The 25,499-nt window shown below is 42.9% G+C and carries 24 protein-coding genes; 21 read left to right on the forward strand and 3 right to left on the reverse strand.

Annotated elements, in window-relative coordinates; all coding sequences use genetic code 11:
• Window positions 1-5: 5 nt before the first annotated feature.
• Complete coding sequence (locus KH180_RS14365) at window positions 6-443, reverse strand: RrF2 family transcriptional regulator (RefSeq protein ID WP_290761491.1); 438 nt, start codon at window positions 441-443, stop codon at window positions 6-8.
• 208 nt (window positions 444-651) lie between these two features.
• Between KH180_RS14365 and KH180_RS14370 the strand changes: the two genes are divergently transcribed.
• From KH180_RS14370 to KH180_RS14455, 18 genes are all read left to right on the forward strand, one after another.
• Window positions 652-3,285, forward strand: coding sequence for a YhgE/Pip domain-containing protein (locus KH180_RS14370; RefSeq protein WP_290761493.1), 2,634 nt, complete (start codon window positions 652-654; stop codon window positions 3,283-3,285).
• Between the two features lie 16 nt (window positions 3,286-3,301).
• A complete protein-coding gene (locus tag KH180_RS14375) occupies window positions 3,302-4,009 on the forward strand; it encodes a lysophospholipid acyltransferase family protein (RefSeq protein WP_290761495.1) in 708 nt (235 codons plus the stop codon).
• A gap of 307 nt (window positions 4,010-4,316) precedes the next feature.
• The gene (locus KH180_RS14380) at window positions 4,317-4,478 is read left to right on the forward strand and encodes a hypothetical protein (protein ID WP_290761497.1); all 162 of its coding nucleotides are present in this window, start codon (window positions 4,317-4,319) and stop codon (window positions 4,476-4,478) included.
• A gap of 101 nt (window positions 4,479-4,579) precedes the next feature.
• Window positions 4,580-4,888 carry a rhodanese-like domain-containing protein gene (locus KH180_RS14385; RefSeq protein ID WP_290761499.1) on the forward strand — a complete coding sequence of 103 codons (309 nt, stop codon included), beginning with the start codon at window positions 4,580-4,582 and terminating at the stop codon, window positions 4,886-4,888.
• Window positions 4,889-4,916: 28 nt separating this feature from the next.
• On the forward strand, window positions 4,917-6,056 hold the full coding sequence (locus KH180_RS14390) for a THUMP domain-containing class I SAM-dependent RNA methyltransferase (RefSeq protein WP_290761501.1): 1,140 nt from the start codon (window positions 4,917-4,919) through the stop codon (window positions 6,054-6,056).
• 3 nt (window positions 6,057-6,059) lie between these two features.
• A complete protein-coding gene (locus KH180_RS14395) occupies window positions 6,060-6,644 on the forward strand; it encodes an XTP/dITP diphosphatase (RefSeq protein WP_290761503.1) in 585 nt (194 codons plus the stop codon).
• Between the two features lie 12 nt (window positions 6,645-6,656).
• Window positions 6,657-7,163, forward strand: a complete 507-nt coding sequence (locus tag KH180_RS14400; protein ID WP_290761505.1) for a metallophosphoesterase family protein — start codon at window positions 6,657-6,659, stop codon at window positions 7,161-7,163.
• A gap of 173 nt (window positions 7,164-7,336) precedes the next feature.
• Window positions 7,337-8,695 (forward strand): 23S rRNA (uracil(1939)-C(5))-methyltransferase RlmD, encoded by a 1,359-nt coding sequence (rlmD, locus tag KH180_RS14405; RefSeq protein ID WP_290761507.1) that lies wholly within the window; start codon window positions 7,337-7,339, stop codon window positions 8,693-8,695.
• A gap of 171 nt (window positions 8,696-8,866) precedes the next feature.
• The gene (locus tag KH180_RS14410) at window positions 8,867-9,814 is read left to right on the forward strand and encodes an HNH endonuclease (protein ID WP_290761509.1); all 948 of its coding nucleotides are present in this window, start codon (window positions 8,867-8,869) and stop codon (window positions 9,812-9,814) included.
• Between the two features lie 174 nt (window positions 9,815-9,988).
• Window positions 9,989-11,005, forward strand: a complete 1,017-nt coding sequence (locus KH180_RS14415) for a hypothetical protein (protein ID WP_290761510.1) — start codon at window positions 9,989-9,991, stop codon at window positions 11,003-11,005.
• A 643-nt stretch (window positions 11,006-11,648) separates the two neighbouring features.
• A complete protein-coding gene (locus KH180_RS14420) occupies window positions 11,649-13,109 on the forward strand; it encodes an RNA polymerase sigma factor (protein ID WP_290761511.1) in 1,461 nt (486 codons plus the stop codon).
• Window positions 13,106-14,005: a fibronectin type III domain-containing protein gene (locus tag KH180_RS14425; protein WP_290761512.1), complete on the forward strand. Its 900-nt coding sequence runs from the start codon at window positions 13,106-13,108 to the stop codon at window positions 14,003-14,005. Before KH180_RS14420 ends, KH180_RS14425 begins: the two co-directional genes overlap by 4 nt.
• A 234-nt stretch (window positions 14,006-14,239) precedes the next feature.
• Complete coding sequence (locus KH180_RS14430) at window positions 14,240-14,986, forward strand: alpha/beta fold hydrolase (protein ID WP_290761514.1); 747 nt, start codon at window positions 14,240-14,242, stop codon at window positions 14,984-14,986.
• Between the two features lie 18 nt (window positions 14,987-15,004).
• A complete protein-coding gene (locus tag KH180_RS14435; protein WP_290761518.1) occupies window positions 15,005-15,418 on the forward strand; it encodes a DUF3795 domain-containing protein in 414 nt (137 codons plus the stop codon).
• A gap of 28 nt (window positions 15,419-15,446) precedes the next feature.
• Window positions 15,447-16,016, forward strand: coding sequence for a helix-hairpin-helix domain-containing protein (locus tag KH180_RS16795; RefSeq protein ID WP_330624577.1), 570 nt, complete (start codon window positions 15,447-15,449; stop codon window positions 16,014-16,016).
• Between the two features lie 135 nt (window positions 16,017-16,151).
• The gene (locus KH180_RS14445; RefSeq protein ID WP_290761519.1) at window positions 16,152-17,240 is read left to right on the forward strand and encodes a DNA alkylation repair protein; all 1,089 of its coding nucleotides are present in this window, start codon (window positions 16,152-16,154) and stop codon (window positions 17,238-17,240) included.
• 64 nt (window positions 17,241-17,304) lie between these two features.
• Window positions 17,305-18,471 (forward strand): metallophosphoesterase, encoded by a 1,167-nt coding sequence (locus KH180_RS14450; protein WP_290761522.1) that lies wholly within the window; start codon window positions 17,305-17,307, stop codon window positions 18,469-18,471.
• Between the two features lie 16 nt (window positions 18,472-18,487).
• Entirely contained in the window at window positions 18,488-19,924 is a 1,437-nt protein-coding gene (locus KH180_RS14455; RefSeq protein ID WP_290761523.1) for a DEAD/DEAH box helicase, read from the forward strand.
• Between the two features lie 4 nt (window positions 19,925-19,928).
• Here the strand turns inward: KH180_RS14455 and KH180_RS14460 are convergent, their stop codons facing one another.
• The gene (locus KH180_RS14460) at window positions 19,929-20,846 is read right to left on the reverse strand and encodes a LysR family transcriptional regulator (protein ID WP_290761524.1); all 918 of its coding nucleotides are present in this window, start codon (window positions 20,844-20,846) and stop codon (window positions 19,929-19,931) included.
• Window positions 20,847-21,015: 169 nt separating this feature from the next.
• Here KH180_RS14460 and KH180_RS14465 point away from each other — a divergent pair, with 169 nt between their 5' ends.
• The 3 genes from KH180_RS14465 to KH180_RS14475 all read left to right on the forward strand — a co-directional run bounded on the left by KH180_RS14465 (window position 21,016) and on the right by KH180_RS14475 (window position 24,984).
• Window positions 21,016-22,320: an NCS2 family permease gene (locus KH180_RS14465; RefSeq protein WP_290761525.1), complete on the forward strand. Its 1,305-nt coding sequence runs from the start codon at window positions 21,016-21,018 to the stop codon at window positions 22,318-22,320.
• Between the two features lie 15 nt (window positions 22,321-22,335).
• Window positions 22,336-24,075 (forward strand): adenine deaminase C-terminal domain-containing protein, encoded by a 1,740-nt coding sequence (locus KH180_RS14470; protein ID WP_290761526.1) that lies wholly within the window; start codon window positions 22,336-22,338, stop codon window positions 24,073-24,075.
• Window positions 24,076-24,327: 252 nt separating this feature from the next.
• Complete coding sequence (locus tag KH180_RS14475) at window positions 24,328-24,984, forward strand: HD domain-containing protein (protein ID WP_290761527.1); 657 nt, start codon at window positions 24,328-24,330, stop codon at window positions 24,982-24,984.
• A gap of 28 nt (window positions 24,985-25,012) precedes the next feature.
• On the opposite strand, the gene KH180_RS14480 is transcribed toward KH180_RS14475, so the two are convergent.
• Window positions 25,013-25,195 (reverse strand): hypothetical protein, encoded by a 183-nt coding sequence (locus tag KH180_RS14480; RefSeq protein WP_290761528.1) that lies wholly within the window; start codon window positions 25,193-25,195, stop codon window positions 25,013-25,015.
• Window positions 25,196-25,499: the final 304 nt, after the last annotated feature.

Consider the following 25,499-nt stretch of genomic DNA (forward strand, 5'->3'; position numbering starts at 1 on the left):
GCATGTCACCAGTCCGCCAGGTTTTCTACAACCGCATGCTGCAGTGTAAATTGTGAGAGCTGCCGTTTGTACGCCTGTTCGGCCTGAGTAAAGACAGAGACGATCTGACTCTCTTTTTCATGGGCAAGCTCTTTTTTGTCCGGAAATACTTTATCCACCAGATTTGTAGTGGACAAAAAGCTTCCATCACCTTCAATAGCCTCGAAAACATCCAGGAGACTGATGTTTTCCGGGGCTTTTTTTAATATAAAGCCGCCATTTTTGCCGGATTCAGAATCTACCAATTCTGAGACAACCAGCTGCCGCATAATCTTTTTTAAATAGGAATCAGATAATCCCAGCCGCTCACTCAGTGTATAGCTTTTCACAGGTGCGTGGCCCGGAGTATGGGCAATGAACAGCAGGATACACACTGCCTGTTCCAGGCTTCCTTTGATTTTCATATGAATAAATCCTCCTTATTATGAATCATTGTACCCGCTATTGGGACGTTTTTTCAAGAGGTGTTGACAAATAAAATACAGGTGAATATAATACTCTGTATCCGTAGATAAAGATTATCCATGGATATATTATATCTACAAAATATTCTTTTGTAAACAGAAGGTGCAGGAAGGACATAAAAATAAGACTCAGAAAGAAGGAAGTAAGATGCTGAAAAAAGAATGGCAGAACATACGAAAAAGCAAGTGGATGATGCTGGTGCTTGCCGCGATTATCCTGATTCCCACGCTGTATACAACGATTTTCTTAGGTTCTATGTGGGATCCGTATGGTGAGACGGAGCATCTGCCGGTGGCAGTGGTCAATAACGATAAGTCCATCAATTATAACGGCACTAAAATGGAAGTGGGAAAGGAGCTGGTTAAGAACCTGAAGAAATCCGGTTCCATGGATTTTCATTTTGTAAATGAGACAGAAGCGGCCTCAAAACTTAGAAACGGCACATATTATATGGTGATTACGATACCGGAGAATTTCTCAAAAAATGCATCCACATTGTTGGATGACCATCCAAAAAAGATGGAACTTCAGTACCGGACCAATCCGGGGACGAACTACATTGCATCCAAGATGGATGAGACAGCAGTGAATACGATCCGTACCCAGACAGCAGACCAGGTTACCAAGACCTATACGGAAACCATGTTCCGGCAGGTTAAGACAGCTGCCAAAGGCTTTGGCCAGGCCGCAGACGGAGCAGGGCAGATAAACAGCGGTGCAAGGAAGCTTTCAAAAGGAAATAACACTATTACGAAGAATCTGAACACATTGGCTTCAAGTTCTCTGACTTTTAAAAATGGAGCTGATTCTCTTCAAGTGGGATTAAAAAAATACACAGATGGCGTGGATTTGGCGGATCAGGGAGCCGAAAAGTTAGATAAAGGAGCAGGCAGACTGTCAAAGGGGGCAGAATCCCTGAAATCCGGTGCCAAGGATTTAAAAAATGGAACCGGCACATTAAAAAACGGAGTTACAGATTATACGGACGGAGTAGGTAATGTATATGCGGGCAGCAGTGAACTCGGGAAAAACAGCAGTACGCTGAACAGCGGTGTACGGGCGCTTTCTGAGGGGATTGAGACTCTGGAATCCGGAAGCGGCAGTGTTCTTGCCGGGCTGAAGACTATGTCCTCAGAACTTGGGAAATCACTGACCCCGGAAAAACAGCAGCAGGCAAAACAGCTGGCGGCAGGAATGAAGGAGGCCGCCGATCAGCTGGATCCGCAGGCAGCATCCGGCGCCGAAACTGCACAGACAGGAAAGAATGCCGGAGAACTGTCAAAGGAAACTTCCAATCTGACAGCAGATGCCAATGAACTGCGGCAGCAGATTGCGGATTTAAAAAATTCCTCCGGTTTCCGGAAACTGAGCCAGGAAGAACAGCAAAGCCTCATATCCGGCCTGGAAAAAAGTGCGGACTCAATTTCTTCAGATGCAAAAACCATAGAAGATAAAGCGGCAAAAGTCAAAAGCTCTGCATCAGCAGAAAGCAGCACAAAGGCTTCAGGGGCAGGCCAGACACAGAAAATCGCATATCTTCTCAGAAACGGATCCCAAACGATCAGCTCTTTATCTTCCGGTCTGGGGGAAGTGAAAACAAACCTGGACAAAACAGGAACAAAACCTAAGGATATGGGACTGATCCAGGGAATGCAGGCAGTTTACCAGGGAACAGGACAAATGAAGTCCAAAGTGGACGGAAACAGCGGACTGAAAGAAGGAGTAAAAGCTTACACGCAGGGTGTGGCTCAGGTGAACGGCGGATTAAAACAGCTGGACAGCAAATCCGCAGAACTGAAAACGGGGGCATCGGCACTGGACAAAGGCGCCGGTCAGATGACGGGAAAACTGCCGGATTTATTCCAGGGTATGGCGGATCTGAAAAACGGTACCTTAAGTCTTTGCAAAGGAACCAGCCAGCTCACCGGCAGCAGCCAGGCATTGCTAAATGGAAGCGGACAGCTGTCATCAGGGGCAAAACAGATCAGCAGCGGGGCAGAAAAGCTGGCAGACGGATCTAAAACGGTGGGAGGAGGAATTGCCGGCCTGAAAGACGGAAGCAGGACTCTCAAGACAAAACTTACCGATGGCGCCAAAGAGGCCGGGAAAGTGAAGGATTCAAAGAATACCGTTGATATGTTTGCGTCTCCGGTAAAAACAGAACACTCTCAGATGTCCCGTGTACAAAATAACGGCCATGCCATGGCACCTTATATGATGTCTGTGGCTCTGTATGTAGCCTGTATTGCATTCTGCCTTATGTTCCCGCTGAAAGAACATGACGGAGAGGTAAGGAGCGGGTTCGGCTGGTGGCTTTCAAAGGCCTCTGTCATGGCGGCAGTGGCGGCTGTGCAGGCAGTGGTTATGGTCATTATGCTGATGCTTATCAACGGACTGGAACCAAAAGAACTGCTGACTACTTTTTTCATGGCAGTCTTAGTTTCCATGACATTTATGGCTGTGATCACCTTCTTTAATCTTTGGCTTGATAAGGTGGGAAGTTTTATTGTACTGGTATTTATGGTACTGCAGCTGGGAGGTGCGGCAGGAACGTATCCAATCGAGCTGTCACCGAAATTTTATCAGATCATTCATCCGTTTATGCCGTTCACATACAGTGTCAATGCATTTCGGAACACACTGATGATCGGAGGAGGAATTACAGCGGAAGTTCTTGTATTCATAGGAATTCTGATTGTATTCTCTCTTTTATCCATTGGATATTACCAGAGAAGGGCAAAAGAAGTAAGAGTCAATAGTGCAGTCATAACAGAGGGATGAAAAGAGTCATAAATTTATGAAGAGAATATTGCTTATGGTATTCAGAAATATATTTCTGGTGCCTTTTATGTGGATCAAGTTATGCTATTATGCCGCCCATGTGGATAAGTATCCGGAAGAAAAGCGGTTCGCCCTGCTGAAGTTTATTACAGCCCGGGCGAACAAGGGCGGAAATGTTACAATTGAAATTTACGGACAAGAAAATATTCCGGAACAAGACGGTTTTATATTTTTCCCCAACCATCAGGGACTGTATGATGTACTGGCCGTTGCCGAGGCGTGTCCCAGGCCGTTTTCTGTGGTAGCCAAAAAAGAGGTGGCCAATATCCAGTTTTTAAAACAGGTATTTGCCTGTATGAAAGCATATACGATCGACCGGGATGATGTACGCCAGGCTATGCAGGTAATCATCAATGTGGCAAACGAAGTAAAGCAGGGGAGAAATTATCTTATATTTGCAGAAGGGACCCGCTCCAAAAACGGCAATGAAGTACAGACATTCAAGGGAGGCAGTTTTAAGGCTGCCGTCAAGGCAAAATGCCCGATTGTTCCGGTGGCTCTTGTAAATGCTTTTATGCCGTTTGATTCAAATACAATCAAGCCGGTTACCGTTCAGGTACATTTTTTAAAACCGCTCCCTTATGAAGAATATAAAAATATGAAAACAACAGAGATAGCGAAAGAGGTCAGAGACAGGATCCGGCAGGCAATAGAATTACGGTAAAATAGTGAAGCTGCTGTTTATACAGCAGCTTTTTAGACAGGTAAAAAGGCCAGATAGGGAAATCTGGCCTTTTTGAGGGGAGTATAAATAAATTAATAAGGGGTTATATAGTAGAAATATATAATGAATACCTTCTACAAATAAAATTATAAAGTATACTTCGTAAAAAAGCAATAATAAATTTAAAATCAAAATAAAATTATATTTTATACAAAAAATTTATGTTCCCGATTTGTAAATCTTACAAGAATATTTTTTTCTCTTTTGCAGACAATATTTGTGTAACCAACAGAAAGGAGAATTTATCATGTCAAAAAATTATTCAAACGAAAGCAGCAACAGCAACAACAATAACAGTTCAAACGAGAGCAACAGCCAGAACAGGTCTCAGAACAAATCTCAGAGCAAAAACCAGAACAAATCTCAGAACAGCAGCCAGAACAGCAGCAAAAATTCTTCTAACCGTTAGTCATTAGAAGAAGGAATGGGAAAGACGTCCAAAGAAAATTTCTTTGGACGTCTTTTCACGTTTCTGCATATTCTAAATTATAAAAGGGAAAGTATTTTAAAATGGAATTTATAAATATAACTCTTCAGGAAGGAATCGACCTGGCAAAGCAGGACGATTATGTAATGTTCGATGTAAGGGAACCGTATAGATATGAGCAGGGACACCTGAAAGAAGCCGTCAACATGCCCTACGGGGTGATTAAGGATGACTCCTACAGGGACAAGAAAATTATTGTGTACTGTGACTTCGGCGGCCAGAGCATGCTGGCTGCCAGGCACCTGGCAGGGGAGGGCTATGAAGTTTATAATATTGTAGGCGGGATTTATTATTACCGCGGAGAGTTGACATCCCTAGGCCTAAAATTGTAGAATGGGTATTATGGTGCAAAGGAGAAACATGAATAAGATAGAGTTAATTGCCCCATGCCATTTCGGCCTGGAGGCAGTATTAAAAAGAGAAATACAAGATTTAGGATACGAGATTACAAAAGTCGAGGACGGAAGAGTCACATTTTCGGCAGACTTAAATGGAATCGCCAGAGCCAATATGTTTTTGAGGACAGCCGAACGGGTGCTGCTCAAGGTTGGTGCCTTTCAGGCAGCAACCTTTGAGCAGCTGTTTGACAGGACAGCAGAGCTTGCCTGGGAAAATTATATCCCGGGAGACGGAAAGTTCTGGGTCAAAAAGGCCTCTACAGCAAAAAGCAAGCTGTTCAGCGCCCCTGATATCCAGTCCATCGTAAAAAAAGCTATGGTTGAGCGGTTAAAAAAGAAATATAAGGTTTCGTGGTTTCCTGAAACAGGAGATGAATATCCGGTGCGTGTGTTCATTTTAAAGGATGAGGTGACGGTAAGCCTGGATACAAGCGGTACACCGCTGCACAAACGGGGATACCGGACTCTGACCAGTGAAGCTCCGATCAGAGAGACCCTTGCGGCGGCTCTGATCATGCTGACTCCGTGGAAAAAGGACCGCATATTGGTGGATCCATTCTGCGGCAGCGGTACTTTTTTAATAGAAGCTGCTATGATGGGAGCCGGCATTGCTCCGGGCATGAACCGTTCCTTTCAGGCAGAAGCATGGACAAATTTTCTACCGAAAAAAACATGGTATGAAGCGGCTGATGAAGCAGGAGATCTCATGGATCTGGATGTTTCCATGGATCTGCAGGGATATGACAAGGATGCAAAGGTGCTGAAGCTTGCCAGAGAAAATGCGGCCAGCGCCGAGGTGGATCACCTGATCCATTTCCAGCAGAGGGAGATAAAAGACTTCAGCCATCCAAAACCATACGGTTTTATCATAACCAACCCGCCATACGGTGAGCGCCTTGAAGAAAAAGAGGCCCTACCAGATCTCTACCGCCAAATTGGGGACATTTTTAAGAAGATGGACACCTGGTCCAAATACGTGATTACATCTTACGAAGATGCCCAGAATTACATTGGAAAAGCCACGAAGGTAAGAAAGGTATATAACGGAATGATTCGTGCTGAGTTTTGTCAGTATCTCGGACCAAAACCGCCCAGGAGATAAAATATGAAGAAGAGAATAATATTTGCAACCGGAAATCAGGGCAAAATGAAAGAAATCAGGGAAATCCTTGCAGACACGGGATATGAGATTGTGTCCATGAAGGAAGCAGGGGTGGACGCGGAAATCATCGAAGACGGAACCACGTTTGAAGAAAATGCGGTTATCAAGGCAAAGGCTGTTATGGAACTTACAGGAGAGATTACGCTCGCTGACGACTCCGGACTGGAGATCGATGCATTGAATAAGGAGCCGGGTGTATACTCTGCCAGATATATGGGGGAAGATACACCGTATTCTATTAAGAACCAGAAGATTCTGGACCGGATGGACGGAGTGCCGGAAGGCGAAAGGACAGCCAGGTTTGTCTGTGTGATTGCAGCAGCATTTCCGAATGGACAAATAAGGACAAGTCGTGGTACCATGGAAGGTATCATAGGGTATGAGATTAAAGGAGAGAATGGATTCGGTTATGATCCGATTTTCTTTCTGCCGGAAATAGGCAGATACAGTGCAGAACTTGACAGTGAAGAGAAAAACCGATTAAGTCATCGCGGAGAAGCATTGAGAAAAATCAAAGACATTCTTTAGGGAGGTTATCTTGTGAGAATTTTAGTAATCAGTGACTCTCATGGTCGAAATGACGATGTAAAAGGGGTATTGGAGCAGGTTGGCGAGATCGACATGCTGATCCACTGCGGCGATGTGGAGCGCGGTGACCAGTATATTCGTGATATTGCCGGATGCCCGGTCGTCATGGTGGCGGGAAATAATGATTATTACCTGGATCTTCCCAGTGAGCAGACCATAGAGGCAGAGGGATACCGCATCTGGGTAACCCACGGACATCCATACTATGTGAATTCCGGGGTGGATTATCTGCGGGAATATGGAGAAATGCATGACGTTGACGTCATTATGTACGGTCACACCCATGTGCCGTTTATAGAGATCGGAGACGATATGACGATCTTAAATCCGGGCAGCATATCTTATCCGAGACAGGCCGGCAGAAAGCCGACATTTCTTCTGATGGAGATTGATGATATGGGAGAAGCCCATTATGCCCATGGATATTATAAAGAGCATTTCAGAGAACTGAACATTTAACACGAAAAAACTGTTTGTGGCATGAATACTGTAAGTAACAGCGAGGCTGTCCGAGTGTCAATGGCACAGGCAGTTTTTTCGTCGTATACAGAAAATAAAATACCCCAAAAGCACAGCTGCCGCAAAGACCGGCATACACTCAGTGCAGATGGGGATAGATTAGAGGTCAAAGGATGAAGAAAAAGGATTTTGTAGAAGGATTTATTCAACAGACGGAGTTTCCGAATAAGGGAAGTTTTTTATTTGAGGACCGGGAGGTATCCGTCAAAGGCGTAATCTCCGGCCAAAAAATTATGGGACAAGTTACAAAGCTGAGAAAGGGAAAGGCAGTTCTAAGGCTTGTGGACGTGCTGGAACCATCAGAGCTGGAAGACGCAGTTCCGCAATGTCCCCATTTTGGTCAGTGCGGAGGATGCTTTTACCAGACTGTTTCTTATGAAAACCAGCTGAAGATCAAGGAGGGACAGGTGCGTGAACTGTTAAAGGACTATGTCTCTGATGAAGTGTGGGAAGGGATCAAAGGCAGTCCAAAGCACTGGGAGTACCGCAATAAGATGGAGTTTTCTTTTGGAGATGAGGTCAAAGGCGGTCCTCTGGCTCTTGGCATGCACAAAAAGAATACATTTCACGATATTGTCAACATCACAGAATGCAAAATTGTGGATAATGATTATAATTTGCTGGTGTCCTGTGTATTAAATTATTTTTCTGGCTTGGGATGTGACTTCTACCACAAGATGAGCCATGAAGGTTATTTAAGGCATTTGGTTATCCGCCGTTCTGAGGCAAAGGGGGATCTTCTGGTTAATATTGTGACATCTTCTCAGGGAAATATTGATATGAAGTCTCTGGCTGAAAAAATGATTTCTCTGCCTCTTCATGGAAGGATCAGAGGGATCCTTCATACAGTTAATGACAGCCTTGCTGATGTAGTGCAGGCAGATCAGATGGAGATTGTCTATGGAGAAGACTTTTTCTATGAGGAGATTCTCGGGCTGAAATTTAAGATTTCACCGTTTTCTTTCTTCCAGACCAATTCTCTGGGGGCAGAAGTGCTGTATGAAACTGCCAGGGAGTATGTGGGAGAGACTAAAGATAAAGTCATCTTTGATTTATACAGCGGTACAGGAACCATTGCCCAGATGCTGGCACCGGTGGCTAAGAAGGTTGTCGGTGTGGAAATCGTTGAGGAAGCTGTGGAGGCTGCCAGAGAAAATGCCGGTTTCAATGGTCTTGATAACTGCGAGTTTATTGCGGGGGATGTGCTGAAAGTGATCGATGAGCTGGAAGATAAGCCGGACTTTATTGTGCTGGATCCGCCCCGGGATGGGATACATCCGAAAGCCATACAGAAGATCATTGACTTTGGAGTGGAGAAGATGGTTTATATCAGCTGTAAGCCGACCAGTCTGGCGAGGGATTTGGAGATCTTTCGGGAGGCTGGGTATGAAGTTGAGAGAGCTGGATGTGTGGATATGTTTCCGGGGACGGTGCATGTTGAGACGGTTGTGTTGTTGGAGCGGAAAAGATAGTAATACAAAGAATTTGGTAAAAATCGAATTACTTATCAGATCCTTTTATTTACAAAAATTTAATAATAAATTTCACATAGAAAATATAATACTTTAATAAGGTGCATCAACATAATATATATAGGTAAAGTTAACAAAAGGTGGTGACGATAAGTGAGGATGTGGATCGAAATGAGTCGTGATGAAGAGCATGGAGGCGAGGAGTGGGGTTTTACAAAATGTATTTGGGCTCCAACGTATAAGAAGAGTGAAGGTCAGGATAAATCATGGCTATTCTGGAATAATGTAAATAAAGTAAAGACTGGAGATATTGTTTTACATCTTAGAGGAAAGGGGCAAAGAGCAAAATTTGTTGGATATTCGATTGCTAAGACGGATGGTCACAAAACATTAGAACGTCCACCTATTCCCGGAAGTTGGGGTTATTGTAAGAGTTTCTATAGAGCTTTTTTAAGCGATTTTATGAAATTCAACCAATCTATTAACCTATATCAGTTATTCAAGGATAAGAAAATAGATTTTAAAAGATATTATGAGCAGAAGGCCAAGCCACGAAATATATTTTATACAATACAATCGAATAGACTACAATGTTTAAATGGGGGATACCTGTCTGAAGTAGATGAAAAGTTATTGTCTATTATTTTAGATGACACTGATACATTTAACGTGGAAACATCATCAATTGATTTGTCTGTGCCGACATCTGTGGCTATGAGACAAATAAAAATGCGAGTTGGTCATGCACGTTTTTCAGCTAATGTGAAAAATAATTATAATAATCATTGTTGTTTTCCTGAATGTAAGATTTCAGACAGAGATTTTTTGGTTGCCTCTCATATTGCCAGATGGGCTGATAATAGTGAGAAGCGTGGAGATACTTCTAATGGTTTGTGTTTATGTCCTATTCATGATAAAGCATTTGAATTGGGCTATTTTTCATTGGATGATAATTTTAGAGTATGTGTTCAGAAAAGAAATGATCATAGACAAATATTTAAGGAGTATGTTTCGCGATATATTGGTATGACTATATCAAAAGGTCATGTGGAACCAGACCGCGAAGCTCTTGCAGAACATAGGAAACGAAATAATATTCCGGATAAGGGCAGTAGTTAAAATATATATAATTTTAAGTAGGATATATAGAGTTACCTCTTCTTAACAGATGATAAATCACTATGACATGTAATATAAAACTTCCTTCAACTGGAAAGAGGAGTCTATTGTATTGTCGGATTCTGAAGGATAGAAAATCAATGGATCTCCGAGTTTTTAGAAAGGATTATTATTGTGCAAAAAGAAAAATGTTCAATAGAATTATATGTTAATAAAAAATATTTATTTCCTAATAACTACTTAGAGGAAGCGCGATCAAATACATTGCTTGATGAAAATGAATACGATATTTATTTTATTTTACTTGGAGATTCTTATAAAATTAAAGGGATCTATGAAGATGAACGCTTATTACATATCATTGTAGTGAATATAACTGATAATAATAAATATCTCATAGATGTTGATGTCTTAGAATCTTTCAGGGTTCCTTATTGCTCTTGTCTTGAAATTAAATTAGCTGATGAAGGAGCCATTTTAAATATAGAATATAATGATAAGGGCATTGAATATTTAAAGAAATATTGTCCGAAAGAATATTATGTTTATATGGATCGAATTGAAAAAGAGGGATATTTCCATGTTAGCATGCATGCTAAGTTTTTGGTAGAAATGCTGATGGAGAGTAATAAACAAGAACATGTTGAGCAATATGATATCTTATATATAGGGCAGACAAAACAGGATGATATATTCAATAGATTAAACAGTCACCATACACTTCAAAGAATAATGAGAGAGACTTATAGAAGTAATTCCCAAAAAGAATTGTATATTATAATACTCTCAATTGCTACTAAACATATTGAGACTTCAATATTACCTGATTTTAATACATATTTTTATTTATCTAATACATTGGCTAAAGGATTTGAATTAAATGCCTTAAAAAAGGATGCAATGATTAATATGGCAGAAGCACTATTTATCTCCTATTTTCAACCTAAATATAATAAGAGATTAAAAAGTAGGGAAGGAAGAGAAAAATTAAATACATATAGGAAAATAGATAATGCTGAAATAAATCCTATAATTCTAACGTTTGATTTATTCTATGAAGATACTAAGAAAAAATTGATATTAAAAACTGATTTGGAAACAACCAGAAACAAAGTATTAATGATAGAGTGTGCGTTTAAAAAAGACAGCTTAAGTGTAACTTGCATTGATTTTCCTGATGCCTTTTATTAAATAGCATTAGTGTCTATTAGTCAGAACTAAACAAGTGTTACAAGTCAATTATTGGTGTATAAAAATAAAGGGGTATGAGAAACAATTAACAGATTATATGCTGTCCAGCAGTTATAAAAATGCTTTTTACTTAATAGCATGTTTTACTGATAGTGAGTACGAACGAAGTGTAAAGTTCATCAAAAATCATGTTTATACAGATACTATACAGTTGTATATAAATATTTCGATTTTAGATATGAGAAAAAGAAAAACAGCTTCTAAATCTTGAGAGAATAATGACTAATTGCAAAAGTTCAGTGTGAATTGAATTATATAGTTAGAAAATAGATATTTTGATATTCATCTGTTTATTATAAGTAGGGATGGAATGAGTTACGAAACATAGACAAGCGTGATTTAAACAGTATAGTCAGCTTACTGGAATTACTTCCGGTCAATAGGAGCGCCGTGTCCTGGCAAAGGGTAAGATTCCTGCAGTGACATGGCGTTTTTAAGTGGTAGTTTTATTACAGTCCACCGCAAAATTTAAAATTCAAGCCGTTGACGGATAAATGGATTTTATAGTTAGTGTGTAAAGAATAAGAATATTTCAGAAATATAAAACTTTTTTTAGTCTTGCTCTGTCTTAGTTGTGTAAACAATGAAGAGAAGAACAGCAGATACCAAATATAAGATTCATCAGAGAGGTGAGGAAGTGGATTTTAAAGAAGCAGTCAAGCTTGCAAAAGCAGGCGATGAAAAAGGTTTTAATTTTTTATACGAAGAGACCTGCAGCAGCAAGTATTATTTAGCACTCCATTATATGAAGAACGAAGAAGCAGCAAAGGATGTACTTCAGGAAGCATACATGAAGGCATTTTCAAAATTGGATACGCTGGAAAAGCCGGAGGCGTTTTCGGGATGGCTGGGAACGATCGTCGGAAACACGGCAAAAAATATGCTGCAAAAGAAGAATCCAATGCTTTTTTCTGATATTGCAAAGGATAATGAAGGCGAAAGTTTTGAATACCAGATAGAGGATGATCGTCCGGAAATCCAGCCGGAAGTTGTCTATACAAGACAGGAAACACAAAAACTGGTGCATGAATTAATTGAGACGCTTTCTGATGAGCAAAGAATGTGCATTTTGATGTACCATATTGAAGGTGTACCTATCAGGGAAATTGCAGCAGCATTAGATTGTTCCGAGAATACTGTTAAATCCCGGCTGAATTACGGAAGAAAAAAGTTGAGAGACAAAGCTGAGGAATTACAGAAGAAAGGGTATAAGTTATATGGTATTGCACCGCTGCCGCTCTTCCTTTATCTGCTGCGTACAGAAAAGGACTATTTATTGGCTGACGGAACGCTGGCAGTGACGGGAGCAAAGAATTTCTCAGGAACTGGAGCAAAAGCAGCTTCCAAAGCTGGAAAACGAGGATTTTTACATACTGCGGCCGGCAAGGCAGCAGCTGCGGCAGTGGGAATCGGTATTGCAGGCGGGGCAGTATTCTACGGGGTATCGCAGATCAATGTCAAAGACCACAGGGCAGAAGTAAATATGAAACAGAAACAGAAAAAAGATGATAAGACGAAAAAAAGCGGTTTGAGCGTGAAAGAGATTTACATCCGTGTGCTGGGGGCGGTCAAAAAGCAGGAACCGGGATATACCTTTTCGGACACAGGGGCTTCAAGCGGAAAATACCAATATTTCTTGTGTGATATGAATGGCGACGGCATTCAGGAACTGGTTGTAGGGGCAGAGTTTGAAGACAGAAACAAAACGGCAGAGGCAAATGAATGCCGGGTTTACAGCTGTGAAAAAACAGAAGCAGGATATAAGCTGAAAAAGATAAGCGGAAATATTGTGGCTGAAACACTGTATATTGCTGCAGATGGAGGCGGACTGTACCGGCAGGATTTTTACAGAGGTACCGGTAAGATATTGATCTATCGGATTACGCTGCAGGATGGCGCACTCGCAGCAAAAAAGGAGCCGGAATATGAATTTACAATGGGAGATGCCGGCTACGAAGCGTTTAACAATACCAATATAAGTCCGGAATGGACGGATGTTTCTGATCAGAAAGGATTAAATTCTTTGGGGGAGGGAGAAAAATGAAAAAACGATTGATAAAGAAAAATTTCTGCAGGATTTTTACAGCCATTGTCATGACAGCGCTGCTGTTTATAGTATTGGAGCCGTCAGAAGCGGATGCAGCTGCGGTCAAAAAGCCTGGACAGGTAAAAGCTTTGAAAGCAGTACCCATAAGTTTTTCCGGCATCAAAGTGACGTGGGCCAGAACCAAGGGTGCCAAGGGATATCAAGTCTATATGGCGGCATCTAAACACGGCAAATACAAAAAAATAAAAACTGTTAAGTCATATAAAAAAGTCAATTATACAAAGAGCAATCTAAAGAAAAACAAAAAATATTGGTTCAAAGTAAGAGCATATAGGACCGGCAGTAAAAAAACGGTATATGGAAAATTCAGTTCTGTAAAAGCAGCTAAGGCCAATCATAAACATCATTGGGTCAATCATTCTAAAAAAGTAAAGAAAACCCGCAGTGTTATTGAAAAAGAATGGGATGAAAAGGTTTTAGCGGGATATGACAAACAGAAGAATATCATTATGGGATATGAATGTCTGATGTGCGGATATAGGATTGGCGGAGTTAAATATAAGGATGTCATAAAGTGTGATGCTTATCAGAACAAGGTTAGTGTGGGAACTGCTTCCTCAGATCCGAACAGTCCATATCTTCTGGCTCACGCAATGGGTTCCCATTGGCAGGATGTTCATATGGGAAGCTGGGAGGCTCATGAGGAGTTTAAAGCCTGGTGTGAGAGTCAGCCGAAAAATGAAGACGGCAGTGTAACACAATCAGTGTCTATTCGAGGGGATTGGAATGAGCCGCGGTACAAAACCCAGCATAAGGTCAAATATAGAAAAGAGACATATTATAAAACAGTTACGGATTATCAATACTGCAAGGGCTGCAAAAAAAAGAGATAACATACCAAATTGGGATTACCAAACACTAGATATTGGGAATTTATGCAAAGAGTAAGAATGAGAAAAATTGAATGGAATCTGTACCGTTCTATGTTATACTGAAAATATACACAGAACGGAGGTTGAGAATTATGGGAATTTGGATAATGGAGCACTAACAGCAGGGCGTTGGTGTTTCCAAAGCCTTGCTGATCGATGAGCAGCGAAAACAGATTTACGGTCAGGAGGCAAAGGATGTCATATTTTAATTATCAGTCAAAAAAGATTTATTACAGAGAATCAGGAAGCGGAAAACCTGTAGTGTTTCTGCACGGAAATACAGCATCTTCCAGGATGTTTGATCTCATACTGCCCTTATATGCAGACAAGTTTCATGTAATTCTAATCGATTTTCTCGGGCACGGGAGATCTGACAGATTAGAGGAATTTCCGCCGGAACTTTGGATGGAAGAAGCCAGACAGACAATAGCATTATTGGAGCATCTGAATCTGGGAAAAGCAAACCTTATCGGAACCAGCGGCGGTGCGTGGGCGGCAGTTAATGCAGCATTAGAACGCCCGGATTTGGTTGACAGGGTAGTGGCGGACAGTTTTGACGGGCGCACTCTGGCAGATGACTTTGCAGAGAACCTGATAAAAGAGCGGACAAATTCCAAAAAGGACGAAATGGGAACTGCTTTTTATCAGTGGTGCCAAGGTGAAGATTGGGAAGATATTGTGGATCTGGACACAAGAGCGCTGGTTCAGTGCGCCAATGACAAGCTTCCCTTGTTTGTAAAACCGCTGTGCACGCTGAAAAATCCTCTTTTGCTCATGGGCAGTAAAGGAGATGATATGTGCAGGCCGGACTTTCAGGAAGAATATGCTGCAATTGCAAAAGAAACCAATGCAGAAATATATATATTTCCGGAAGGAATACATCCGGCGATCCTCTCTTGTGCGGAGAAAGCGGCGGAGGTTATTGCCAGGTTTTTGGAATGAGTATAAGGGGGATGGAAAATGAAAATGCCGGAGAAAACAGATGCCGTTATGTTTGCTCCATGCGGGATGAATTGCCTGGTTTGTTATAAGCATTGTTTTCATAAAAAGCCATGCAGCGGCTGCCTGAAAGGTGACGAAGGAAAGCCCGAACACTGCAGGAGATGCAGGATTAGAGAGTGTACAGCCGGAAAAAATCTTTCTTATTGCTATGAGTGTGCTGATTTTCCATGCAGGAGGATCAAATCATTGGAGAAGAGCTACAACTCCAGATATCATACAAGTTTGATAGAAAACAGCAATACTGTGAAGCTGTATGGTATAGAGGCCTTATTGGAACAGCATCAGAAAAAATACAAATGTCCGAAATGCGGCGGTATTATTTCTTTGCATGACCAGGAATGCAGTGAGTGTAAGTATAGGATATGCCCATAACACAAACGGGGAAGGAGAGAAGGCACTTATGGAAAAAAAGATGAGCTGCTGCGGAACCGTATGTTCTGAATGTGAGTATTATCCGGAAAGCTGCAGGGGGTGCCATGAAATAAAGGGCAGGGTGTTTTGGCTTGAGTACATAAAAGAGAGTATATGTGATATTTATGACTGCTGTATAAATCAGAGGCAGTATGACCATTGCGGCCAATGCAGAGAATTGCCGTGCAGCTGTTATGAGCGTGAAGATCCAACGAAAACTTCGGAAGAAAACAGGACTGACAATTACGTGCAGATGAAGAATTTAAAAGAACAGGCGGAAAGAGAAAAACAAAGAAGCAGTCTCGGAACGCAGGATCTGCAGACGATACCTGGAGTGGGCAAAAGAATTTCCCAGCATTTGCAGGCTATCGGGATCCGGTGTGTAGATGATCTGAAAGGCAGGGACCCGGAGGAATTATACAGGCTGGATTGTATCCAAAAGGGATTTACGGAAGACAGGTGCCAGCTTTATGTGTTTCGGTGTGCCGTTTATTATGCGGAACATGAGGAGCATGACCCGGAAAAACTGAAGTGGTGGTACTGGAAGGATAAAGAATAATCTGAAGCAGCCATGTGCTGATGACTTCTGCTGTTATGCAGAAGTCATCAGCTTTGTATTTGCTGGAAAATCTTTTATATTAGAATTATATAGCTGCACATAAGAAATAGGAGTACAGGGACTGGAGGAAACTATATGGCCGACCTATTAAAAAATATGTATAATCACGATTCCCTACAGGATATGGCTGTGAAGATTCGGTCAGTTTATCCTCCGTTTCCGGTGAATGAGTTTTTGGAATCAATCATGGATGAAACCTGGCCTGCTTCAGCCTTAAAAGCCCGGGTGCGGAAAATAGCCCTGAGTTTGGGGGAATATCTGCCGGCAGATTACGGGGAGGCCCTTGCCATTCTTGATCAAGTGGCTGCCAGATGTACGAATGGTTTTTTCGGGGTTGTATTTCCTGACTTTGTCGAGGTCTATGGGCAGGATGAAATCAACTGGGACCTGTCCATAAATGCTTTGGAGAGATATACCCCGTACTCTTCTTCAGAGTTTGCTGTAAGACCTTTTATCATCCGCTATGAGGAGCGGATGATGGAGCAGATGTATGCATGGTCCAGGCATGAAAATGAACATGTCCGAAGGCTTGCCAGTGAGGGATGCCGTCCTCAGCTTCCGTGGGGACAGGCATTAACGAAATTTAAAAAAGATCCTGCACCGATTCTGCCGATTCTGCAGCAGCTGAAAGCTGATCCATCGCTCTATGTACGAAAGAGTGTTGCAAATAATATAAATGATATTTCGAAAACCCATCCGGAATTCGTTGTAAAGCTTTCAAAAGACTGGTACGGTGTCAATGAATCTACCGACTGGATTTTAAAACATGGATGCAGAACACTGCTCAAAAAAGGAAACCGGGATGTTTTGGCTCTTTTCGGATACCTTGATGCTGATTGTATTGATATAAGAAACTTCACCCTGGAGGACCTGTCTATTTCTCTTGGAGAAGATCTTGTTTTTTCGTTCAGTATTTCATCTGCTGAGGCCGCAAAGGTAAGACTGGAATATGGGATTGATTATGTAAAAGCCAGCGGCAAAAGAAACAGAAAGATCTTTCAGATTTCGGACACTTCACTGAAGAAGGACGAGGAGAAGTTTTATAAGAAAAAACATTCTTTTGCTGATTTAAGCACAAGGAAGCATTATGCTGGGATACATTCCATTGCTTTGATTGTCAATGGGGAACAACGGCATAAAGAGGATTTTGAATTGCTGATTTGACATGCAGTATATACTGATTTTAAATTTACTTATGTGCTGAGTTTATATAGGGGAGAGAAATGCGATGCAGATTATTTTGATTCTTTTAGCTTTTGGGGTATTTATCGGTTTGTTTGTAAATGCAGGACTGAAACTTTTTCTTTGGTTCCGCCCGTTTTTTGCAGGTGCCAGTCCATTGATATTCGGAATTTTGTACGGCGTTATTGTGACTGCCATTATGGTTTTATTTGTGCTCAGCCGCCTGCCGGACAGCCGGATACCGAGAGGGGTTTTTCTTGCAGATCACTATGCACTGGGGGCAGCTCTTTTTGTAATGCTGTTTGTAAACCTGGGAGATCTTGTTTTATTTGTTTTAAAGCTTTGTCATATCCTGCCTGCGCCGCTGCCTCAGGGAGCCGCTGCTGCCGCGGGAATAACAGCACTTGCTTTATCTGTCCTGTTCTCTGTTTACGGGGGAGTCCATGCATTGACGGTCCGTACAATAAACTATGAGATAAAACTGCAGGAGGACAAGGCAAAGGCAGATTCCATGAAAATTGCTTTGATCAGTGATCTTCATCTGGGATATGTGATAGAAGAAAAGCATATTGAAAAAATCGTGGCAGCAGTAAATGAGTCAGAGCCGGATCTGGTCTGTATTGCGGGGGATATTTTTGACGGGGATATTACATCTGTAAAGAATCCTGAAAAGCTTCAAAAACTCTTTCAAAAAATAGAAGCTCCTTATGGAGTATATGCCTGCCTTGGAAATCACGATGCGGGAGCCGGATATGAAGGGATGCTTAAGTTTCTGGATAAAGCCGGAGTCCGTCTGCTTCAGGATGAGTCGGTGCTGATCGGCAATAAGATTATTTTGGCGGGCAGAAAGGATTCCGGCCCCATCGGCGGACAGGGGGAGAAGAGAAAGGCACTGAAAGAGGCGGATCAGACAGAGAAGTTTCCGAGGATTGTACTGGATCATAAGCCGGAAAATATTGAGGAGTATGGCAGGAGCACAGATTTAATTTTGTGCGGGCATACCCACAGGGGACAGATTTTTCCGTTTAATCTGGTGACAGGGCTTTTTGAAAAGTTTAATTATGGATATTACCGCCCGAAGGAGGATGGCCCTCAGGCCGTTGTTACTTCAGGTGCGGGAACATGGGGACCGCCGCACCGTATAGGCACAGACAATGAAGTGGCAGTGATTCAGGTGACATTTCCGGTTATGGATGAGGAAAGTCCCGAATAGAGAAAGGTAAAATATAATGAGAAATGGATTTGGGAGATACAGGCTTTCAGAAGAGATCTTAGAGGCATTAAGCGGCCTGGGGTATACCGAACCTACAAGTATACAAAAAGAAGTGATTTCACCGATGCTTGAGGGAAAGAACGTTGTGGCAAAGGCGCCCACAGGAAGCGGAAAGACGGCAGCGTTTGCCATTCCCATCTGCGAAAATATTCAGTGGGAAGAAAATGCACCGCAGGCACTGGTACTGGAACCGACAAGAGAGCTGGCGGTTCAGGTCAGTGAGGAAATGTTTCATATTGGAAGAAAGAAGCGGCTGAAGGTTCCGGCAGTATTCGGGGGATTTCCTATTGATAAGCAGATTCAGACACTGCGGCAGAAGTCTCATATTGTAACAGGTACACCGGGCCGGATCATGGACCATCTCCGAAGGGAGAGTTTAAATCTTTCTAAGGTACAGTGGCTGGTGATAGATGAAGCAGATTTAATGCTGGACATGGGATTTGTTGATGAAGTAAAACAAATTCTTTCAATGGTTCCCAAAGAATGCAGGATATCTTTGTTTTCAGCAACTTTAAAACCGGAGATCCGGGAGCTGGCGGATGACTTTATCCCGGATGCGACACTCGTGGTGCAGGAGTCTGTAAAACAGCAGGCACCCGACATTACAGAAAAACTCTATCTTACAGATCAGGAACACAAGTACGATACTTTTCTTAATGTCCTCATAGATGAGAATCCAAAAAGCTGTATGATTTTCTGCGGTACGAGGGAGATGACCAATGTACTGTTCCAGAAGCTGCGCAGAAAACGTATATTCTGCGGAATGCTTCACGGAGACATGGACCAGAGGGAACGGCTGAAGACCGTGGATGCATTCAGAAGAGGTGCCTTCCGTTTTCTGATTGCAACGGATGTGGCGGCGAGAGGAATTGATTTTGAGGGAATCAGCCATGTCGTGAATTATGATTTTCCTTCAGGAAAAGAAACCTATGTACACCGGATCGGAAGAACGGGAAGAAACGGCAGATGCGGAACGGCGGTCAGCCTGGTGACAGAGGATGACCGGAGGATGCTGCTCCAGGTGGAACAGTATGTGGGGAGGGGACTTCCCTGTATGAAACCTCCGGCTATAGGAGAAGAGAAGGAAAAGGCTTTCTGGAAGTCACAGCGCATAAAAGAGGAAGTAAAGCCGAAAAAAGGAGAGGCGCTGAATAAAGGGATCACCCGCCTGTCAATCGGAGGCGGCCGGAAATCCAAAATGCGGGCCGGTGATATTGTAGGGGCAATCTGCGGCATCGAAGGGCTTCATGCCTCTGATATCGGTATTGTGGATATCAGAGACAGTATCAGCCATGTGGAAGTATTAAATGGCAAGGGCGAGCATGTGATTGAATGCCTGCAGACAAAACCCATCAAAGGGAAAATCCGTAAAGTCAGGAAAACAAGACTGTAAAAGATCATTGAAAATATTCTTTCGCAAGCTGTATAAAATCCTCGGCGTAGGAGGTCAAATAAGCTCCTTTCCGGTAAGCCAGAACGGTGGAAGTAAAGGCGTCTTCATCCTCTAAAGAAAAGCATACAGGCGGTTTCTCAAAGGCCATGCTGCGGATATATGTTTCAGGGGCAAAGCAGATCCCCTGGTTTTTCATCATCAGGAGAAGCGCAGCCTGGGTGTTGCGGGTATAAAAAGGTACCTTCGGGGTGATATGATGCTTGTCCAAAAGGCGTGCTGTTATGGCTCCGGTGTTCTGCTCAGGAAAGTGGAGGATAAAATGTTCGTCTTTGACAGCTTCCCAGTCCACAGAAGGATACATGTTTTCGTTTCCGGTTTCACAGGAAACATCAGCTGCCAGAGGGTGATCTGGAGAAACAGCCAGCAGAATAGGTTCCTTTCCGAGAGATTCATAGGACAGCTTAGGATTTGGGGCTGTCTCATTAAAGATAGCAAAATCAACAGAGCTGTCCTTTAACAGGCATTCCTGAATGGCATAGGTCTCTTCTAAAATGTGTACTCTGATTTTTGGATGCATCTTATGAAAGGCGGGAAGAATATAAGGAACCATACAGGAGCTTCTCATCAGGGGAATGGCTACATGAAGTTCCCCGTCATTGAAAGAGGACAGCTCAAAAAGCTCCTTTTCCCAATCCTGCTGAAGTGCCAGCATTCTGGAGGCATAGTCAAGATAACGCGACCCGGCATAGGTGGGGATATAACAATTATCTATGCGGGCAAACAGTTTAATGCCGAGTTCCCGCTCCAGTTTCTTTAAGTGTTTGCTCAGAGTAGGCTGGGAGATAAAAAGTTCCCGGGCTGCTTTTGTGAGATTTTGATGTTTTGCTATACAGAGTGCATAGTTAAGTTCATGAATATTCAAAACAAACTCCATATCCGGCAGATATAAGCCGTATAAATCATTTCATCCTTTGGTATTCTGATCTGGAATACTTTTTATAACTAAGATGAATTAGACGAATAGTTATGATTAGCATACAATGAAAAGCAGGGGAAAGCAAGGATATACATAGGAAAAGGAGTGAAAAACTATGAAACAATGGTTAGAAAAGCGTTTTAAATTATCAGATTACCATACTGATGTAAAGACAGAGCTGATTGCGGGACTGACGACATTTGTAACGATGGCCTACGTTCTGGCTACGGTTCCGAATATGCTGGCAACGGCAGGCCTTGAAAAGCATGTGATGTTCACAGTATTGATTCTTCTTGTAATATTGACGACATGTGCCATGGCCTTTTATACAAACAGGCCGTTTGCGCTTGCACCGGGGCTGGGAAGTGTGGGAATTGTTGCTGCGATGATAGCAAGCGACGGCATTTCGCCGGCTGTAACCGCAGGAGTCATTTTCTTCAGCGGTGTGCTTTTTATTGCAATTTCCTTTTTAGGACTTCGGGAGGCAGTTGTCAAAGTAATTCCTGTCAGCCTGAAGCATGCGGTAAGCGCCGGTATTGGTCTGTTTATTGCATTGCTCGGAGCAAAGAGCTGCGGACTGATTATCGCCAACCAGGCAAAAAATTCTTTAGGATTCGGAAATCTGAAGTCACCGGAGGTTATTGTAGCGGTTATTGGGTTTATTATCCTTCTGATCTTGAAATCACGAAAGGTGCCGGGGGATATGATCCTTGCTATTGTACTCACTACATTGGTTGGAATTCCTTTTGGGGTGACAGTTCTTCCTGAAAGTCTGTTTACAATGCCGGCCAATATCGGAGGCCAGTTTATGAAGGTTGATTTTCTTGGGGCGCTGGATTTTGCATACATTCCATTTTTAATTGCTTTATTTGTACCGGACTTTTTCTCCACGTTCGGAACGGTTCTTGGAGTAGGGGCCAAAGCCGGTTACCTGGATGAGAACGGAGATCTTCCGGGCATTGACAAATGCTTTAAGGTGGATGCTGTGGCAACCAGCTTTGGTGCATTGTTTGGAATGCCGAGCATGACTACTTATCTGGAGTCTTCTGCAGGTGTGGAGGCAGGAGGGAAAACGGGACTTACCGTTGTATTTACCTCTGTATTTTTTGGACTCTCCCTGTTTTTGGCGCCGATTGCGCTGATGATTCCGTCCGCGGCAACGGCACCGGTTCTTATGTATATCGGTATCAACATGCTGGGTGCGATGAAAAATATCCGGTTTGACGACATAACAGAGGCATTTCCGGCGTTTGTATGTATTGCATTTACGATCTTTGGAAATAACATTGCCAATGGGATCTGTGCGGCACTGCCTACGTATGCGGTGATGAAACTGACATCTGGAAAAGGGAAAGAAATACGTCCGGTTATGTGGATTTTGGTGGCAGTATGCCTGCTGTATTTCTATTCTATTTTATAAAAGAGGAGCGGGGTTATGGAGAAGGTTGATTTACTCATTGCAGATACAGAGGTTTACAATACCTATCTGAAACAGTTTATAAAGGCCGATGTATATATCAAGGGATCCAAAATTTATTATGTGGATATGGAACATAAACATGAGCTTGAGGCAGAGCGTGTGATGGACGGAAATGGTTACAGGATGCTGCCTGGGTTTATCGACATCCATATGCATATAGAAAGTTCTATGATGACGCCGGTGTCCTTTGGAAAGCGGGCAGCAGAATGCGGTGTCACAACCCTGGTATCAGAGCCCCATGAGATTGCCAATGTCATGGGAGCGGAGGGAATCCGCGAGATGATCAACGGGGCAAAGGATTCTCCGATTGATATTTATTATGGGATTCCCAGCAGTGTACCTTCCACCAACGAAACTCTGGAGACAACCGGAGGGGTGATCGGGCTTGCACAGATGAAGCAGCTGATGCAGGAAGACGGGGTTGTCTGTGTGGGAGAGGTAATGAACTACCGGCAGATCATCAAAGGGGATGAACTTGAAATAACAAAGTTTCTTGATTATCTGGAGGAAGAAGACCCCCAGGCAGTTATAGAAGGCCACTGTCCGTCTCTGGTCGGACTGGATCTGGCAAAATTTCTGTACAGGGGCATCAACGGCGACCATACGGAGCATACGCTTCAGGAGATCAAAGAGCGTTTTCTAAACGGAATGTTTGTGGAACTGCAGGAAAAAATGCTTCAGCCGGAAATACTGGATTATATAAAGGAGCACGATCTGTATGAGCACTGCTGTTTTGTCACGGATGATACTATGGCGGATAAGCTCAAAGAGCAGGGGCAGCTGAATTATGTTGTCAGAAGAGCCGTGGAGATGGGATTTCCGCTGAATGAAGCGATTTACTGTGCAACCTATACTCCAGCGAGAAGGATGAAGCTTAATGACAGAGAGTCACTGGCTCCGGGAAGAAAAGCAGACTTTCAGCTTGTAAAAACTGAGAACTGCAGTAAATTTGAACCGGAATATGTATTTAAGGACGGCAGACAGATTTATCATCTCGGAGATGCCGGGGAGACCGCAGAGCCATACCGGTTCCCGGAGGATTTTTACCGCAGCATTCATTTAGATGAGATTTCCGCCGAACAGCTGGAACCCCGGGTCAGCGTGAGGGACGGGGAGGTGAAGGTCCGTGTTATAGAAGTACATGACGGACGTACACAGACTCAGGAACGTATGGTATCGATGCAGGTGAAAGACGGACGGCTTCAGTGGAAGGACAGCGGCTGTATGCTGGCAGCAGTGCTGGAACGCCATGGGAAAAACGGAAACATAGGCTGCGGATTTGTCAGCGGCGGCTGCCTGAAACGGGGTGCTGCTGCAACAACATATTTTCATGACCACCATAATCTTATGGTTATGGGAGCGGACATCGATGATATGCTCACTGCGGCCCGCAGAATTGTGAAGCTGAACGGAGGAATCTGTACTGCAGAGGACGGGGTTGTAAAAGCAGAGCTGCCTCTTCCGGTCTGCGGCATTTTATCAGAACTTCCGGCAGACGAGATCGGCAAAAAGCTGAGCCAGGTCAGAAAAAGCCTTGAAGCTCTTGGATACCGGCATTATAATCCGATCATGTCGCTTTGTACACTGGGACTTCCGGTGAGCCCGGCTTTAAAACTTACGGACTGCGGACTGGTTGATGTTGCAAAGGGAGAGATCGTGCCTTTGGCAGCAGAAGACGACAATAAACAAATATAATAATAAACACCTGATTCCTCCGGAAATATTCCGGAGGAATTTTTTGTTACATTGGAAAGTTCATATAAGCAATGTATTTCACTATTATTTTACAAAATGATGATAGATAGAAAGGCGAAAATAACTTAACGTAAAAAAAGAAAAGCAGTTATAGGATGAAAAAAACACATTTGTGAAGAATAGAAAATGGAACGGTCCGAACCTGCGATGGATGCAGTTAAAAGATTGTAATACGGCATGGAGGAGATATGATTGAAATACCAGGATATTAGAAAGAACCCGGAAGTATGCGGCTACTTAAAGAAAGGGAATCAGAAATTAGATATATTGGGGTACACAGACCATTCAGAGGTCCACTGCAGTCTTGTAGCCCAGCGGGCAGCTTATATTTTAAAGAAGTTTCAGTATTCGGAACACGAAATTGAACTGGTGAAAATAGCAGCTTTTATGCACGACATTGGAAATGTAATCAACCGCTCCAGACACGCAGAATTTGGAGCAATTCTTGCCAATGATATATTAAAGGGAACGGATATGGCTTTGGAAGATCGCATTACAATAGTTTCAGCTATTGCAAATCACGATGAGTCTACAGGCGGCGCAGTGGATACCATATCCGCAGCTCTGATCATTGCAGATAAAACAGATGTGAGAAGAAACCGTGTCCGAAATAAGGAGAAAGCGGCATTTGATATTCATGACAGAGTAAACTATGCGGTCACAGAGGCAAAATTAAAAGCAAGTAAAGAGAAAAAACTCATTGCACTGAATCTGCAGATTGACGAAAGAATCTGCACCATGTACGAGTACTTCGATATTTTCCTCGGCAGAATGCTGATGTGCAGAGGTGCGGCAGAAATGCTGGGGGCTAAATTCAAACTTACGGCAAATGGGAGTAAGATATTATGACATGTTCTGCATGATTTCCGTTCGGCTCTTAGAATGCCTTACTCCAATCATGCAGAACATGGACGCAGTGTCTGTGGCATAAGGATGACTGCTTTTTCGTACTTTCCCGAAATTCTTTCATATCCGGTATGTCTCTTGTGGACGCCGCAAACTCTGTGCGTGTGTCAAGAAACTGATCCAGATCTTTTATACCTGCCCGTCTGTATTCCATTTCGATACCTCATTAAATCCAAAATTTTCGTTGAGTATAGTTTACAATATAGTGGAATCCGCTGCAAATTCTGAAGCAGTTTTTTACCGGCGGCGTAACGTATGAGTTTTTCTCCACTATCTCCAGTCGGCTCTGGAAAGGCCTCCTTCCGACAGTGAAGAAAAACTTATCGTTAAAAGGCACCTATTGTTTTAGGGGTATCCTCCTCCAGCAGACATTACGTCCATTTTGACCAGTTCGGAGGCCTTGCATTCGAAGGGATGTTAGTTTTTCTTCTTTCAGCAAAGACTCGCAGGCGGTGTGC

It is taken from the genome of Anaerostipes sp. (assembly GCF_018381315.1).
GTDB lineage: Bacteria > Bacillota > Clostridia > Lachnospirales > Lachnospiraceae > Anaerostipes.

Coding starts and splice junctions, on each gene's coding strand:
- KH180_RS14375 (WP_290761495.1), top strand. CDS start 3,302: ATGAAGAGAATATTGCTTATGGTATTCAGAAATATATTTCTGGTGCCT.
- KH180_RS14435 (WP_290761518.1), top strand. CDS start 15,005: ATGAAAATGCCGGAGAAAACAGATGCCGTTATGTTTGCTCCATGCGGG.
- KH180_RS14430 (WP_290761514.1), top strand. CDS start 14,240: ATGTCATATTTTAATTATCAGTCAAAAAAGATTTATTACAGAGAATCA.
- KH180_RS14425 (WP_290761512.1), top strand. CDS start 13,106: ATGAAAAAACGATTGATAAAGAAAAATTTCTGCAGGATTTTTACAGCC.
- KH180_RS14480 (WP_290761528.1), bottom strand. CDS start 25,195: ATGGAATACAGACGGGCAGGTATAAAAGATCTGGATCAGTTTCTTGAC.
- KH180_RS16795 (WP_330624577.1), top strand. CDS start 15,447: ATGGAAAAAAAGATGAGCTGCTGCGGAACCGTATGTTCTGAATGTGAG.
- KH180_RS14390 (WP_290761501.1), top strand. CDS start 4,917: ATGAATAAGATAGAGTTAATTGCCCCATGCCATTTCGGCCTGGAGGCA.
- KH180_RS14465 (WP_290761525.1), top strand. CDS start 21,016: ATGAAACAATGGTTAGAAAAGCGTTTTAAATTATCAGATTACCATACT.
- KH180_RS14445 (WP_290761519.1), top strand. CDS start 16,152: ATGGCCGACCTATTAAAAAATATGTATAATCACGATTCCCTACAGGAT.
- KH180_RS14365 (WP_290761491.1), bottom strand. CDS start 443: ATGAAAATCAAAGGAAGCCTGGAACAGGCAGTGTGTATCCTGCTGTTC.
- KH180_RS14385 (WP_290761499.1), top strand. CDS start 4,580: ATGGAATTTATAAATATAACTCTTCAGGAAGGAATCGACCTGGCAAAG.
- KH180_RS14410 (WP_290761509.1), top strand. CDS start 8,867: ATGAGTCGTGATGAAGAGCATGGAGGCGAGGAGTGGGGTTTTACAAAA.
- KH180_RS14370 (WP_290761493.1), top strand. CDS start 652: ATGCTGAAAAAAGAATGGCAGAACATACGAAAAAGCAAGTGGATGATG.
- KH180_RS14380 (WP_290761497.1), top strand. CDS start 4,317: ATGTCAAAAAATTATTCAAACGAAAGCAGCAACAGCAACAACAATAAC.
- KH180_RS14395 (WP_290761503.1), top strand. CDS start 6,060: ATGAAGAAGAGAATAATATTTGCAACCGGAAATCAGGGCAAAATGAAA.
- KH180_RS14420 (WP_290761511.1), top strand. CDS start 11,649: ATGAAGAGAAGAACAGCAGATACCAAATATAAGATTCATCAGAGAGGT.
- KH180_RS14455 (WP_290761523.1), top strand. CDS start 18,488: ATGAGAAATGGATTTGGGAGATACAGGCTTTCAGAAGAGATCTTAGAG.
- KH180_RS14450 (WP_290761522.1), top strand. CDS start 17,305: ATGCAGATTATTTTGATTCTTTTAGCTTTTGGGGTATTTATCGGTTTG.
- KH180_RS14470 (WP_290761526.1), top strand. CDS start 22,336: ATGGAGAAGGTTGATTTACTCATTGCAGATACAGAGGTTTACAATACC.
- rlmD (WP_290761507.1), top strand. CDS start 7,337: ATGAAGAAAAAGGATTTTGTAGAAGGATTTATTCAACAGACGGAGTTT.